At 68.9% G+C, this 14,448-nt stretch carries 11 protein-coding genes; 6 read left to right on the top strand and 5 right to left on the bottom strand.

Going from position 1 to position 14,448, the window contains the following annotated elements; genetic code table 11:
- Nucleotides 1-3: 3 nt before the first annotated feature.
- The 3 genes from ABZ382_RS24750 to ABZ382_RS24740 form a co-directional block, all read right to left on the bottom strand.
- A complete protein-coding gene (locus ABZ382_RS24750) occupies nt 4-1,539 on the bottom strand; it encodes an AMP-binding protein (protein ID WP_357093042.1) in 1,536 nt (511 codons plus the stop codon).
- Nucleotides 1,540-1,614: 75 nt separating this feature from the next.
- Nucleotides 1,615-3,312, bottom strand: coding sequence for an aldehyde dehydrogenase family protein (locus tag ABZ382_RS24745; RefSeq protein WP_357093039.1), 1,698 nt, complete (start codon nt 3,310-3,312; stop codon nt 1,615-1,617).
- The gene (locus tag ABZ382_RS24740; protein ID WP_357093037.1) at nt 3,309-4,877 is read right to left on the bottom strand and encodes a GMC family oxidoreductase N-terminal domain-containing protein; all 1,569 of its coding nucleotides are present in this window, start codon (nt 4,875-4,877) and stop codon (nt 3,309-3,311) included. The genes ABZ382_RS24745 and ABZ382_RS24740 overlap by 4 nt, the downstream gene beginning before the upstream one ends.
- A gap of 258 nt (nt 4,878-5,135) precedes the next feature.
- Between ABZ382_RS24740 and ABZ382_RS24735 the strand changes: the two genes are divergently transcribed.
- Together ABZ382_RS24735 and ABZ382_RS24730 are read left to right on the top strand one after the other, a co-directional pair.
- Nucleotides 5,136-6,389: a saccharopine dehydrogenase NADP-binding domain-containing protein gene (locus tag ABZ382_RS24735; RefSeq protein ID WP_357093034.1), complete on the top strand. Its 1,254-nt coding sequence runs from the start codon at nt 5,136-5,138 to the stop codon at nt 6,387-6,389.
- A 49-nt stretch (nt 6,390-6,438) separates the two neighbouring features.
- Entirely contained in the window at nt 6,439-7,140 is a 702-nt protein-coding gene (locus tag ABZ382_RS24730; RefSeq protein WP_357093032.1) for a transporter, read from the top strand.
- On the opposite strand, the gene ABZ382_RS24725 is transcribed toward ABZ382_RS24730, so the two are convergent.
- A complete protein-coding gene (locus ABZ382_RS24725; protein ID WP_357093030.1) occupies nt 7,110-7,736 on the bottom strand; it encodes a TetR/AcrR family transcriptional regulator in 627 nt (208 codons plus the stop codon). The genes ABZ382_RS24730 and ABZ382_RS24725 overlap by 31 nt on opposite strands.
- A gap of 50 nt (nt 7,737-7,786) precedes the next feature.
- A complete protein-coding gene (locus ABZ382_RS24720) occupies nt 7,787-9,040 on the bottom strand; it encodes a helix-turn-helix domain-containing protein (protein ID WP_357093028.1) in 1,254 nt (417 codons plus the stop codon).
- Nucleotides 9,041-9,160: 120 nt separating this feature from the next.
- Between ABZ382_RS24720 and ABZ382_RS24715 the strand changes: the two genes are divergently transcribed.
- The 4 genes from ABZ382_RS24715 to ABZ382_RS24700 all read left to right on the top strand — a co-directional run bounded on the left by ABZ382_RS24715 (nt 9,161) and on the right by ABZ382_RS24700 (nt 14,445).
- Nucleotides 9,161-10,693 (top strand): NAD(P)/FAD-dependent oxidoreductase, encoded by a 1,533-nt coding sequence (locus ABZ382_RS24715; protein ID WP_357093026.1) that lies wholly within the window; start codon nt 9,161-9,163, stop codon nt 10,691-10,693.
- Nucleotides 10,690-11,577 (top strand): alpha/beta fold hydrolase, encoded by an 888-nt coding sequence (locus tag ABZ382_RS24710; protein ID WP_357093024.1) that lies wholly within the window; start codon nt 10,690-10,692, stop codon nt 11,575-11,577. Before ABZ382_RS24715 ends, ABZ382_RS24710 begins: the two co-directional genes overlap by 4 nt.
- An 84-nt stretch (nt 11,578-11,661) precedes the next feature.
- Nucleotides 11,662-13,020, top strand: coding sequence for an NAD(P)/FAD-dependent oxidoreductase (locus tag ABZ382_RS24705; RefSeq protein ID WP_357093023.1), 1,359 nt, complete (start codon nt 11,662-11,664; stop codon nt 13,018-13,020).
- A 99-nt stretch (nt 13,021-13,119) separates the two neighbouring features.
- Complete coding sequence (locus tag ABZ382_RS24700) at nt 13,120-14,445, top strand: saccharopine dehydrogenase NADP-binding domain-containing protein (protein ID WP_357093021.1); 1,326 nt, start codon at nt 13,120-13,122, stop codon at nt 14,443-14,445.
- Nucleotides 14,446-14,448: the final 3 nt, after the last annotated feature.

Below are 14,448 nucleotides of genomic sequence, written 5' to 3'. Positions count from 1 at the left end.
CGGCTAGCGCAGCGGTGCGCCCCAGCGCACCTGCCCGCGCAGCTGGTTCTTGAGGAGTTTGCCGCCAGGGTTACGCGGCAGCGGTTCGGTGTGGATGGCGGCGAACTGTGGAATCTTGAAGTCGGCCAGATGGTTTCGGCAGTGTCCGAGCACCGCGTCGAGGTCGATGTCCGCCTCGCCGCCGAACAGGACGGCGCCGACCTTCTCCCCCATCACCTCGTCGGGTACCGCGAGCACGGCGGCGTCGGCGACGCCGGGGGCCGACAGCAGCACGGCCTCCACCTCGACGCTCGAGACGTTCTCGCCGCCGCGGATGATGATGTCCTTGACCCGGTCGACGATGTGCACCCGTCCGGCCTCGTCGACCCGCACGATGTCGCCGGTGTGCAGCCAGCCGTCGACGAGCGCGTCGGCGGTGGCGGCGGGCTTGTTCCAGTACCCGGAGGTGACGTTCGCACCCCGGACCACCAGTTCGCCGACGGCCGGGTCGGTGTCGATCGGGACGATGCCGAGGTCGACCGACGGGACGGGGTACCCGACGGAGTCCGCGTGCGCGGCGGCGTCGTGGTGGGGCAGCACGGTGATCAGCGACGCCGTCTCCGTCATCCCGTAGCCGTTCAGCAGCGACGCTTGGGGGAAGGCCGCTGTCAGCGCTCGCACCAGCGTGGGCGCGATCGGCGCTCCGCCGTATCCGACGATGCGGACGGCGGACAGGTCGGCGTCCGCGAAGTCCGGATGCCGGAGCAGCAGCGAGTACACGGCGGGCACGGTCACGACGAACGAGATCCGCTCGGTCTCGAGCACCTCGATCAGGGTGGGCAGATCCAGCGCGGGCAGGATCACGGAGGCCCCGCCCGCGTACGCGGTGACCAGCAGCTGCGAATTGCAGGCCGTGACGTGGAACAGCGGGACCGAGATCAGGGTGCGCGGTTCGGGCCCGCTGTCGCGGGGGATGCCGAAACAGCGAATCATGTTCTCGGCGTTGGTGATGAACGCCTCGTGTGTGGTCGAGACACCCTTCGGATGCCCGGTGGTGCCGGAGGTGTGGAACATGGCCGCCACGTCGTCCGGTTCGAGATCGTGCGCGAAGTACGGCTCGCCGTCGGGCAGTGGGGATTCGGCGGTCAGTTCCACGGTCGCGCCCGCGTCGTCGAGGACGTACCGGACCTCCGGCTCGGTCGACCTGGTGTTGACCGGCACCGCGATACCGCCGGCCAGCACGGTGCCCCAGAACGCGAGCACCCAGTTCACGCCCGCCGGATAGCGGATGGCGACCCGGTGCCCGCGCCGCACGCCGCCGGCGTACAGACCACCGGCCACGCGCACAGCGCCGTCCCACAGTTCGGCGTACGTCAGTCGCCGGCCGCCGACTTCGACGACCGCCTCGGCATCGGGGCGCGCGTCGACGTGCGCCCGCAGCACATCCACCAGTGTCGCGGGCAGGTCGGTGTAGCGCCGGACGCCCGCTGCGTCGAGAGCCACGCCGGATTCTTCGAAGGGGTTGTGCGAGCGCGCGAGACGGATCGGGGTGCGGGTCATGCGCGGACCTCGCGGGGGCGACGGGAAGGGCTCATGGTGAGGTTCTCTCTTGCTTCGTGGTCGGCGTGCCGGTGGTCAGCCGCGCAGGGCGGAGGCGAAAATCCCCGGCAGGGCGGCGAATCCGGGCTTGTGCGCGAAGCCGGTCAGGCGTCGCAGCGTCGTGGCGCCGGTGCGGTTGGTGACGAACCAGGGCGGCTTCGGGGACAGCGCGAACTCGCCGTGGACCAGCGATCGCGGGGCCGGACGGAAGGGACCGCGCACGACGGTGCGTTCGGGGTCCTCGATGAGTAATCCGTTGTGCACCACGCCGATTCCGCTCTGGATGTCGGCGAGGGTGTGCCCCGGGAACGCACCCCAGGTGGCGCGGGCGGTGAGGTAGCCCAGGCCGGTCCAGGCATTGATCGCGACGGTCCCGTACCGGAGCGCGGCGACCGCGGCTTCGAATCGGGCTCCCAACCGGCGGATGGTCGCGGGGTCGGCGATGAGGTTCACCCCGAGCGTGCCCTCGATCTCCTCGTTGCAGACCTGAACCGCGCGGTCCAGGAATTCCGCCGCGGCGCCGGGCAGTTCGAGCACGCCGAGCACCGGTGCGAAGTACTCGGTGTGCAGCAGCGGTTCACCACGATCGGGCGTGATGCCCTCGATGAGGACCCGCGCACCGATCCGCTGCGCCCGGGGATACGCGGCGCACGCGTCGGCCACCCGCTCGGGCGAGCCCGGATAGTAGGCGGGCCGCTGCGGCGCCCGTTCGATCGCGGCCCGCAGTTCGTCGAGGAATCGGTCCTTCTGCGGCCAGTCGGCGGGGATCACCACCACCTGCGCGGCGACGCAGTTGTATCCGTTGTTGTGCAACCGCTGGGTCGCGACGTGCTCGGCCTGGTAGCGCAGGTCGGCGTCCGACCAGCGGCCCGGCACCACGATCGCCGGTGAGACCCCGCCCAATTCGCTGGTGATGGGTTTGTCCAGCAGCGGGGTGCCCGCCAGGCGATTGCGCGCGCCCTCGGTCCCGGAGCCGAACACGATCGTGTCGTGGGTGACCGCGCTGCCGGTCATGTGCACCGCGCTCACGCCCGGATGGTGGACCAGCGCCGACCCGACCTCCGGTCCGCCGGTGACGATCCGCAGGAAGCCGCGTTCGATCAGCGGGGCGAAGATCTTCTCGAAGACCGGCAGCAGCGGATCGGTGAGCGGGTTGAGCTTCAGCGCCACCACCCGGTTGTCGGCGTAGAGCTGGTACAGCACGTCCAGCGGGGCGATGGAGAAGATATTGCCCGCGCCGAGCACGACGCCGATGCCACCGGTGGCGGTCGGGGTGCGCTGCCCGAGACCCGCACGGGCCCGCACGGTGTCGGCGTCGACGCCCGGACGGGTCCAGACCTCGGCATGGAAACCGTTGAGCAACAAGGCGTCGAACAGGCCGTGCGGGAACACCGCGACAGCCGTGCGATCACCGGGCGCCGGGTGCGTCGGGTAGCCGTCGATCGGACTGTCGCCCTGCTCCAGCGCCAGCAGTGATTCCGCCAGCGCGGTGGTCGCGGTGAGCAGCGAGTAGGGGCCGCTGACCCACTCCTCGCCGAGCAGTGGGGAATCCTCGGGCAGCTGCTTGATGCGGGCCGCGGTGTCGATCCATTCCCGGGCGAACCTGGCGGTATTGGCGTGGATCTGGTCGAGCAGTACGCGCCGGGCGGACAATGCGGTACGCGCCCATTGGATCTCGCCGTTCCGCAGGGCGGTGACGATCGTGTCGGCGGTGGCGGTGGTCGCGGGGTTCACGCGTCGCCTCCCTCGGAGGCGGCGTCCTCGCCGATCATGGCCGCGGCCTTCTCGGCGATCATGATGGTGGCGGCGTTGGTATTGCCCCGGACCACCGAGGGCATCACCGACGCGTCGGCCACCCGTAGACCGTCCACGCCGAGCACCCGCAGCCGCGGGTCCACGACGGCGCCGATGGCGCAGGTCGAGGTCGGGTGGTAGAGGGTCTGCGCGGTGCGGGCTGCGAAATCGAGCAGCTCGGCGTCGGAATCGCCTGCCGGAGTGAGGAATTCGCCCGTGGTGAGCTCGCGCAGGGCGGGCTGTGCGGCGATCTCGAGGGCCGCGCGCAGGCCCGCGATCAGCGCGGCGCGGTCCGCCTCGGTGGCGAGGTAGTTGTGGTGGATGCGGGGCGCGGTCGTCGGGGACGCGGAACGCAGGGTGAGCGTGCCACGGCTCTCGGGGCCGACCAGGCACGGGCCGAAGGCGAAGCCGTGCTCGGACGCGACGCCCATGCCTTCGCCGTGGAAGAGCACCGGGGCCATGTGGAACTGGATATCGGGGCCCGCCAATCCGGTTCGGGTCTCCACGAATCCCCCGGCCTCACCGATATTGGAGGTCAGCGGCCCGCGGCCCGCCGACTGCAACAGGCCGAGATTCTCCGGCGTGAGCGCGGTCATCAGGGACTCGCGATCGGTGCGGTAGTTGAGGAACACCGACAGGTGGTCCTGCATGCCCTGCCCGACCGGAAGGTCACGGACCACATCGAATCCGAACGCCGCCGACTGCTCGGCCGGGCCGATGCCCGACAACAGCAGCAACTGGGCCGATCCGTACGCGCCCGCGGTCAGCACGACTTCCCGGCGCGCCGCGATGACCTCCGTGCCGCCGCCGCGCCCGACCACCACACCGGTGGCGCGACCGTCCTCGACCACGACCCGATGCACGAGGGCATCGGTGAGCACGGTCAGGTTGGGACGGACCGCGGCCGGATGCAGGTAGGCGACCGCCGCGCTACAGCGCATGCCATTGCGCTGGGTCAGCTGATAACGCCCGACGCCCAGCTGGGTGGCGCCGTTGAAATCGTCGTTACGCCGATGCCCGGCCTGTTCGGCGGCGAGCAGAAACGCTTCCGCCAGTGGATGTTCCGAGCGGCTGTCGCTGACCGAGAGCGGACCGCCGGCGCCGTGATAGGTGTCCTTGCCGCGCTCGTTGTCCTCGGCCTTCAGGAAGTACGGCAGCACCTCGTCGTAGCTCCAGCCGTCCGCGCCGCCCGCGGCCCAGGCGTCGAAGTCGGCGCGCGCCCCGCGAATGTAGATCATCGCGTTCATGGAGCTGGACCCGCCGAGCACGCGCCCGCGCGGCAGGTAGGCCCGGCGGAGGTGCAGTCCCGCTTCGGGTTCGGAGTCGAAGTCCCAGTCCAAGGCGCCCTTGAACAGGGACGGGAAGGCGATCGGCAGATGGATCTCCTCGGCGGTGTCCGCCGGCCCGGCCTCGATCAGGGCCACGGTCACCGTCGGATCCTCGGACAATCTGCTGGCCAGCACGGATCCGGCGGACCCCGCGCCCACGACGACGTAGTCGTACACGATCGGCACCTCTCTCGATTCATCCCTGACATCGGGGATCTATGACCCCGGTCACTGTCGAAGTCGATACTGCGGGTCCAACGCGGCGGACACCATGTGCCATCGCTAATGGGATGGCACGGATCTTGTGCAGCCGCACAGTCTCGAGGAACGGGTAGCGCCTGGGTCACATTCCGCACTATCCTGCTCTAACTCGAACTCGAATCGAGTACGAGAAATCTGGCCCGCGCGTGGCCCCTCTACCCCCAGGAGATTTCCATGGGCACCAAACGAATCGTCTTCATCGGAGCAGCCGGAGAGATGTGCCGGCTCGCCATCGAACGCTTCGCCGTCGCGGACGGGGACTGGGAGCTGGCCCTGTACGACATCCGCCCCGAACTGCTCGACGAGCTGGTGCGACGACTGCCGACCGGCCTGGCGACCGCCGGTCGGCTCGATCTCTATGACCGCCAGGGACTTCGGGACGCCATCGAGGGCGCCGCTCTCGTGGTACTCGGCGCCGGTCCGTACAACCGCACCGCCCCTCCGGTCATGGAGGCGTGCCTACAGGCCAAGGTGCCCTACCTCGATTTCGACGACGACATCGAGAGCACCCTGCACGCCCTGTCCCTGCACGACGACGCCCGGGCCGCCGGGGTGCCCATGTACATCGGCTGCGGCGCGTCCCCCGGGATCACCAATGTGCTGGTCGCCGACGCGGCCGCCGAACTCGACCGGGTCGACAACATCGACGTGTACTGGGTGGTCGGCGATGAACGCGGATCGATCGGCCGCGCGGTGCTCGACCACATGCTGCGCGTCGCCGCGGGCCCCTGCGTCACCTGGGAGCACGGCGGCCCGGTACTGCACCAATCGTGGATGGAGACCCGCTGGACCGAGCTGGGTGGCGGGCTGGGGCTGACGCTGGTGCACGAGACGGCGCACCCCGAACCGGTGACGCTGCCGCGAAAGTACCCGGACGCCAAGAATATTCGCTGTTTCGGCGGGCTGGACCCGGCGCCCTACAACGGCCTGGTCCGCGGCGTCGGCCTGGCGGTGCAGCGGGGGCGGATGCCCATGTCGAAGGCCATCGACTTCCTGGAAGCCCTGATGACCAACAAATTCGGCAGCCTGAAGGGCTGGCGCAACGCCCTGTCCGGATTGCGAAACCTGGTGCGCACCGGGGAGGCGACACGCACCGAGCTGATCAAATTCCTGGCCCTGTCAGCGGTGGGCCACACCTTCCCGCACAAGACCGCACTGAAGGTCGAGGTGACCGGCCTGCGCAACGGCCTGCCCGCGGTGGTCGGCCGCCGCACCACGGTCAGCGGAGACGGCACCTATCTGTTCACCAACATGGCCGCCGCGACCGGAACGGCCTGCGCGGCCTTCATGGTGGTGGCCCTCGATGACCAGAACGAAAGCCGCGCGGGCGTATTCACGCCCGAGGACTGGGCGGAGCCGGAGCAGTTCTACAAGGCCCTCGAACGGGTCGGCACGCCACGCGACGAGATCTTCGACGCCTCGCACTGATCGCCCATTCCCGAACGTCAGATATCGATCCCCAACACAAGGTTTCATCATGGATCTCAAAACAACACTGTACGCACTCGCCGATCTGTTCATGATCGGCGCCGGATTCACCCTGGGGTGGAAGTTCATTCGGAACTACCGCAATTACCTGCTCGGCCTCGAATGGATCATCGTCGCGAGTTCGGGCACCAATTTCCTCGTCTACGGACTGGTCGGAGCGAACGAGACCAGTCCCATGTTCCACATCGCCTTCTTCTTCGACGCGTTCTCCCGATCGTTCGGAATCACCGTGATCCTCGTTCTGGGCCTGATGAAGGTGACCCACGGATTCAAGCCCTCCCTCGCGGTGGACATCGCCGTCTTCGGGCTGGCCATCGTGGGCGGACTGGTCATGTCGGCCTTCGCCGAGGAGCTCGGCGTGGCCGGAGCGGTCTTCTACGTCGTGATGAACGCCCTGACCACGCTGTTCCTGTTCTATTTCGCCTGGCGGCTCTGGAATATCGGGGAGCATGGACACGCGATCGCCGTCGCGGCGGTGTCCTCCGCCGCGGCCGCGATCGCCGGAACGTACGACTTCTATCGCATCCCCGGCGACGACGAGCACCACACGATCTTCTACATCCTGGCTCTCACCACGTGGGCGTGTCAGATGGTCGTGTACTACTTCGGTTATCGCGCGCTGCAGAACAGCAATGACCGGATCTCGGCGGCCCGTCCGCTTCAGTTCTCGGGCGCGAAGGATCCCAGGTAGACCGAGACCAGCCGTCGCGCCTGCTCGAGCGTGACATCGTCACCGGCCGGAGCCTTGCGGAAGGCGACATCGAAGATCCGGTCGCCGGCCTCGAACGCGAGCTCGACGACGAGTGCGGGCGTGTCGGACCGGATCAACCCCCGGTCCACCAGGTACCGCCACAGCCGCGTCGCCTGCGACACGTCGAAGCTGCTCGCCAGCTCACCGAGCGTCGAACTGCGCCCCGCGTACCAGAGCACGGCGAAACTCGGATGCTCGCGGAAGTAGCCGAGATACACGTCGACGATCGCGTCGCAGACCGCCGCCAGCGTGGCGGGCGCGGACTCCAGCATCGCGCCGACGCGAGCGTCGAGCTCACGCAGATGTCGTTGCGCGAGTTCGACTTCGACCTGGCCCCGGTCGGCGAAGTAGTGGTAGACCGAGGCGATCGGGATGCCGGCCCGCTCGCCCATCGCCTTGAGGGTGGCGGCCTGGTAGCCCTGCTCGGCGAGCAAGGCCTCCCCCGCGTCGAGAATCGCCTGGACGCGCTCCACGCCGCGGCGTTGCACCGGAGCGGGGCGCGTGGACGTCCGTGACGTCGGCCGATTGTCGAACACGATTCGAGATCGTAACAAGTCGGGCCCGTCGGCCGGGCAGCGCACCACCGTCAGGCGACACCGCCGGTCAGCGCACGAGCGCCGAGCCGATGGGCGATCTCCAGGGCGAGTTCGACGGCGAGCCTGCGCTCGCCGGGCCGGTGACCGAGTAGTTCCGTGGCGCGGGCGACCCGCTGCAACACCGTGTTCCGGTGGGTGTGCAGCCGTGCCGCGGCCCGCGGGGCGTTCTCGGCTTCCTCCAGGAACACCCGCAGCGTCTCGCGCAACCGCGCGGCCGCGGGCGTGTCCCGAGCCAGCGGACCGAGCGTGTCGGCGACGAATTCGGCAGCGCGGGAAGGGTTCTGCGCGGCCAGCGCGGTGACCTCCAGATCGCGGTAGAGGGTGACGCGGGCGGCGTCGGGCTGACCGGCGAGCAGATTGTGCATCCCCAGCGCGGCCTCGTGCGAGCGCCGGAATCCCTCGATGCCCGGACGCGGCGGGCCGACCGCCACCCGGATCCCGGGATGGGCCGCGGTCAGCGACCCCCGCAACTCGTCGATGGCGGGCAACGTGTCGCCGCTCATCCACGCCCACAACGCGGAGCTGCCCGCCGCGAGGGTCAGCAGCGGGCGCCGCCCGGCCGCCCGCGCCAGCAGGGTGGCCGCCGATTCCAGCGCGCCCTGCACCTCACCGACCGGAGTGGACCACAGCACCAGCGCGATATGGGATCGGGACAGGTCGTAGCCGAGCCGTTCACCGGCGCGGCGGCTGTCGATCGGCGCGCCGTCGAGCAGCAGGCGGATGATCTCCACGCGCCGCGCCAGCGCCCCGCCGAGGATCTCCTCCCGTTCCCGCTGCGCGACCGAGATGACCCGCGCGAGAACCTGATCGACATAGCCGAACATGCGTTGCGCGGACAGTTCCAGCAGCGGCACCAGCAGCGGGCCGGTTCCGGCGATACGGGTGGCGTGGGTCAGATAGTGCCGCCATGCGATGTTCTGACCGCGCCGGTAGGACTGGAAGATAACGTCGAGATCCAGGCCGCGCCGGGCGACCGTCCGGGCCACGTCGAGCGCTTCGGGCGGGACGTCGATATCGGAGAGCGGAGACTCCCGGCGGGCGAAGATGGTCAGCAGCCGGGCGGCATTGGCCCGATTGCTCGCGGACATGTCGGCCACCAGCGCCGCGTCCGCACCGACCATGGGCGTCAGTTCGATCTCCGCGGCGTCCATCTCGGCGACCACCGCGTCGAGGTCGTCCAACATCAGCTCGGCGACTCTGCCCATGAGTTCCACGAGTTCGGGCCCCGGGGACGGACTGCTCATACCGGCAAGTGTGCCGCAGCACATATTCGAGGTCAAAGTGCGGTTGTACGGACATACCCGTGCGGCGATCACCGCCCTAACGTGAACCAGATCACAGCCCGCCCGATCAGGAGACCTCACGTGACCAGAAGATCCCGCAACACCAGCGCCACCGCTGTCGATGTCCTGATCATCGGCGCCGGAGTATCCGGCATCAGCGCCGCCTGTCACCTCGCCACGCGTCGCCCCGGAACCACCTTCGCGATACTCGAGGCGCGCGACTCGGTCGGCGGCACCTGGAGCCTGTTCCGCTACCCCGGCATTCGCTCGGATTCGGACATGCCCACCTACGGCTTCGGTTTCAAACCGTGGGCCCATCGCCAGTCGATCGCAGACGGGCACCTGATCCTGGACTACCTGCGCGACACCGTCACCGAAAACGGCCTGTCCGAACACATCCGGCTGGGCCATCGGGTGATCGAGGCGCGATTCGACTCCGCGACCGCGCGCTGGAACGTGCTCGCCGAACAGGGAGACGGCCGACAGGTGCGGTTCGTCGCGCGATTCCTCTTCCTCGGCACCGGCATCTACGACCACCGGGCCGGTTACACTCCCGATTTCGCCGGGGCCGAGGACTTCGACGGCCCGATCGTGCACCCGCAGCACTGGCCGCAGCAACTGGACTGCACCGGTAAGCGGGTCGTCGTGATCGGCAGCGGCGCGACCGCGGTCACCCTCATCCCCGCGCTCGCGGGCCGCACCGCCCACGTGACCATGTTGCAGCGCTCGCCGAGCTATGTGTTCTCGATGCCCGCCGAGGACGTCATCGCCAATGTGCTGAATCGGCTGTTCGGCCACGAGCGGGCCGCGAAACTGATCCGGCGCAAGAACATCGCGATGACGCGCGGCATCCACAAGGCGTGCAAACGGGCTCCGCGAACGGCCCGCCGCGTGCTGATCGGCCTGGTGCGACGGCAACTGCCCGCGCATTTCGATGTGGACACCCATTTCACGCCCCGTTACAACCCGTGGGACCAGCGCCTGTGCATGGTGCCCGACGGCGACCTGTTCAAGGCGATCGCGAGCGGACGCGCCTCGGTGGTCACCGATCGGATCGAACGCTTCACCCGGACCGGGATCGACCTGGAATCCGGACAGCATCTGGACGCCGACATCATCGTCACCGCAACGGGTTTCACCATGTCGCCGCTGGGACGCATCCACCTCGAGGTCGATGGGCGCACGGTCGATCTGCCCGCCACGACGGTCTACAAGTCCATGATGCTGTCCGAGGTGCCGAACCTGGCGTTCGTGGTCGGCTACACCAATATCTCCTGGACGCTGAAGGCCGATCTGGTCAGCGAACACTTCTGCCGTCTGCTCGACCACATGGACGCCAACGGTTTTCACACCGTCACGCCGTCGGCCGCCGATCCGGACATGCCGCGCGTGCCGCTGGTGGGGGACCTGAGCTCCGGATACGTCCAGCGGGGAGTCGCCGCCTTCCCACGGGCGGGGACGAGCGGCCCGTGGTCGGCGGATATGGCCTACGAACTCGACGCCGAGCGTCTGCGCGAAGGACCGGTCCAGGACGCCGCCCTGCGTTTCATACCCGCGACGCCATCCGCGTCCGGGACCTCCGAGCTCGCGATGGCGACGGGTGGTCAGCGATGAGGAACATCACCTTCTACAGCCACGGAACCCGCTGCGCGGCATGGCATCTCACCGGCAAGGGAGAACTGCCCGGAAGGGCGTGCGTGGTCATGGCGCACGGCTTCGGCGGCACCCGCGACACCGGGCTGCTGGGATACGCGGAACCGTTCGCCGCCGCCGGATACGACGTCCTGGTCTTCGACTACCGCGGCTTCGGAGACTCCGAAGGCAGTCCGCGGCAAGTCGTTTCGTACCGGCGACAGCGCGAGGACTATCACGCCGCCATCTCCGCCGCACGGCAGTTGCCCGGCGTGGACCCCGACCGCATCGTCCTGTGGGGGACCTCGTACTCCGGCGGGCACGCCGTCGTGGTCGCGGCACAGGACCTGCGCATCGCGGCGATCACCGCGATCACGCCGGCCATGGATGGAGCCGCGACCCTCGCTCATCTCGCGCACCGCGGCGGCGTCGGCCCGCTCGCCCGCTTGACCGGGCACGGGCTGCTCGACCTCGGCCGCGCCGCCATCGGCCGGTCCCCGCATCATCTGCCGATCGTGGGTGCGCCCGGATCGGCGGCCATGATGACCAGTCCGGGCGCGGTGGAGGCCGTCGTCCCCGTGGCCGGGCCGACCTGGCGCAACGAGGTGTGCGCCCGTGCGGCGCTGGAGGTCGGATTGAACCGGCCCATCGGCTTCGCGAGGCGGATCCCGTGCCCCATCCTGATCCAGGTCGGCACGAACGACAGTGTCGCGCCGCCCGCGGCCGCCCGTCGCGTCGCGGCGAAAGCCGGGCGGCGGGCGAGTGTGCGCGAGTACCCGGTGGACCATTTCGACGTCTATGACGGTCCGTGGCAGAGCCGGGCGGTCGCCGACCAGGTGGCCTTCCTCGCCGACGTTCTGGCCTGATTCCGCGCCGGCGATTGACGGGGATCACACCGGGTCGTAAAGTCGAATTCGAATCGAGTTTGACTTTCCCATCCAGGAGTTCCCATGGCCACGCACGAAACGCAGGAAGAAACCGTCGAGGTCGTAGTCGTCGGCGCTGGAATCGCGGGGTTGACGGCCGCGACCACGCTGGCGCGCGACACCGGCGTGGTGGTTCTCGAATCCAGCGATCGCACCGGCGGCCGGGTCGAGACCGCCCGGCAGGGCGACTACTGGATCAATGTCGGCACCCAGTTCACCGAGGGCACGGGCGCGCTGATCGACGCCCTCGACCGCCACGGCATCGAACGGGGATCGCTCGCGGGCAAGAGCGTCGCGCTGTACCTCAACGGCGGAATGGTCGACACCTCGAACCCGATCGCCCTCATGTTCCGGACCCGGATGTCCTGGACGGACCGGATCGGACTGGCCGTCGTCGGCGCGCGCATCCTGGCGGTCACCCCGTTCCTGGAGTCGCAGAGCCGTCTCGCACGACGGGTGCGCGCCAAGCTCGACGCCAAGCCCGCGTCGTATCTGCTGAAGGGCGTCCGGTCCGAGCTGGCCGCCGAGATCGTCCGGTCGTGGTCCGCGCAGTGGATGGGCTGCGAGGTGGGAGAGACCGCCGCGACCCAGTTCGTCACCTCGGTGGGCATCGCCTTGACCGACCCGGAGAAGGTTCCGAACTTCTCCCTGCCGGTCGGCGGCAACCAGACATTGACCGACGTGCTGACCGAGGAGCTCGGCGACCGGATCCGGTTGAACACGACCGTGCGATCGGTCCGGCAGGACGGCGACGACGTCATCGTGGACTACCTCGACGGCGATCGCCCGGCGCGGCTCCGAGCCCGGCGCGCCATCGTGACCGCGCCCGCCGACATCGCCGACCGGATCATCCCGGATCTCCCCCGCACCTACCGAAACGCCTTCGGCGACATCGCCTACGGCCGCTACCTGGTCGTCGGATTCTTCACCGACGAGGTCGGCCCGCAGCGCTGGGACAAGTACTTCGGCGTCTCGACCCCGCAGCTCTCCTTCCAGGCGATGTTCAACCACGCCGCGGCCATGCGCACCGGCGACGATCGCAAACCCGGTGGCGCACTGGCCTGTTTCGCGGGCGGCGCGCACGCCGACGCGTTGTTCGCGCTCTCCGATCAGGAGGTCGTGGCCCGCTTCACCGAGGACCTGATCACGGTGTTCCCCGAACTCGAGGGAAAGCTAGGCGAGGGCATCGTGCGCCGCCACCATCGGGTCGTGCCGTTCTGGGCTCCCGGCCGGAAGTCATCGCTGCCCGCCCTGCGCGCCCCGCTCGGCAACATCTACCTGGCCGGCGACTACCAACTCGAACTCCCCTCGCTCGCCGACGCGGCCGAATCCGGCGAGCAGGCAGGCAAGGCCGTCCTGGCAAGTCTGCGCAGGAAGCCGTGACCAACCCTTCGAACAGCGGAAACGCCGGTCGGATGGCTATGCGAGGTTAAATTACGCGCTGTCATTGACAGCGTGTAATTATCGCCCTAGCCTGTGACCATGACCACAGCAAAGAGAATCGTCTTCATCGGCGCAGCCGGTGACATGTGTCGCGTGGCGATCGATCGCTTCGCCAGGACGGCCGGGAACGACGACTGGACGTTGGAGTTGCACGACATCCGGCCGGACGCACTCGAGGAGTTCGCGGCCACCTTGCCGATCGCCGATGTGCGGGTCGGCTCGTTCGACCTCTTCGACGGAGCCGCTCTTCGGGCGGCCATATCGGGCGCCACCCTCGTGGTGCTCGGCGCGGGACCGTACAACCGGACCGCCGAGCCGGTGATGCGGGCGTGCATCGAGGAGCAGGTGCCCTATCTCGACCTCGACGACGACGAGGAAAGCACCCTCACCGCAATGGAACTCGACGCCCGGGCGAAGCAGGCGGGCGTGGCGATCTTCGTCGGCTGCGGTGCGTCACCGGGTCTGACCAATGTGATGGCCGCCGACGCGGCTCGCGACATGGACGCCGTCGAACGCATCGACGTGTGCTGGGTGACCGGTGACGAGGGACCGGTCCCCTACGGCCGCGCGGTGCTCGATCATGCGATTCGCGGCTATGCCGGGCCTTGTCACACCTGGGAGCAGGGACGCTCGGTGACGCATCAGACCTTCCTCGAAACGGATGTGTTCTCGCTGGGCAATTCGCTCGGCGATTCCTACCGGCTCTACGAATGCGCGCATCCGGAGTCGGTGACGATGCCGCGGCGGTGGCCCGGCGCCGATCGGATTCGCGTGCTCGGTGCGCTCGATCCGCCGCCGGTGAACGGCATCATGCGCGGCATCGCCGTGGCGGTGCAGCAGGGCAAGATCTCGATGGACCAGGCCATCGACTTCGTCAACGATGTGATGACGGACAAGACGGGTTCACCGCGGGTGTGGCGGCACGCGCTGTCGGGGTTGTGGGGCACGATTCGCCGCGGCGAGATCGGTGCGACCGAGGTGCTGAAGTACCTGGCGACCGCGGCGGCAGGCAAACACCCCGAGTTCCGCGGGACGAACTACGTGCGTGTGACCGGCACTCGGGACGGCGAACCGGTGGTGTCGATCCGCCGGGTACCGGTCAGCGGGCCCGGGACCGCCTGGACCGACATGGCCTCCGCGACCGGTTCGGCGACCGCGGCCTTCATGGTGCTGGCCGTCGAACAGCTGGACGGGCTGTCCGGCGTTCTGGCGCCCGAGGACTGGGCCGATCCGGAGCGCTTCTATCGGATGCTCGCCCGGACCAGTGGGTCACGAGCCCATGAGGTCGTCGAAGCGCTGGTCTCGCCGAGCACCGCGGTGACGTCGCGGAAGGCCGATATGTCGGCCGCGCAGGGCGGGCGGTGACGG

Source organism: Nocardia sp. NPDC005825 (genome assembly GCF_040630175.1).
Taxonomy (GTDB): Bacteria; Actinomycetota; Actinomycetes; order Mycobacteriales; family Mycobacteriaceae; genus Nocardia.
This window is presented reverse-complemented; position numbering and strand designations above follow the sequence as displayed.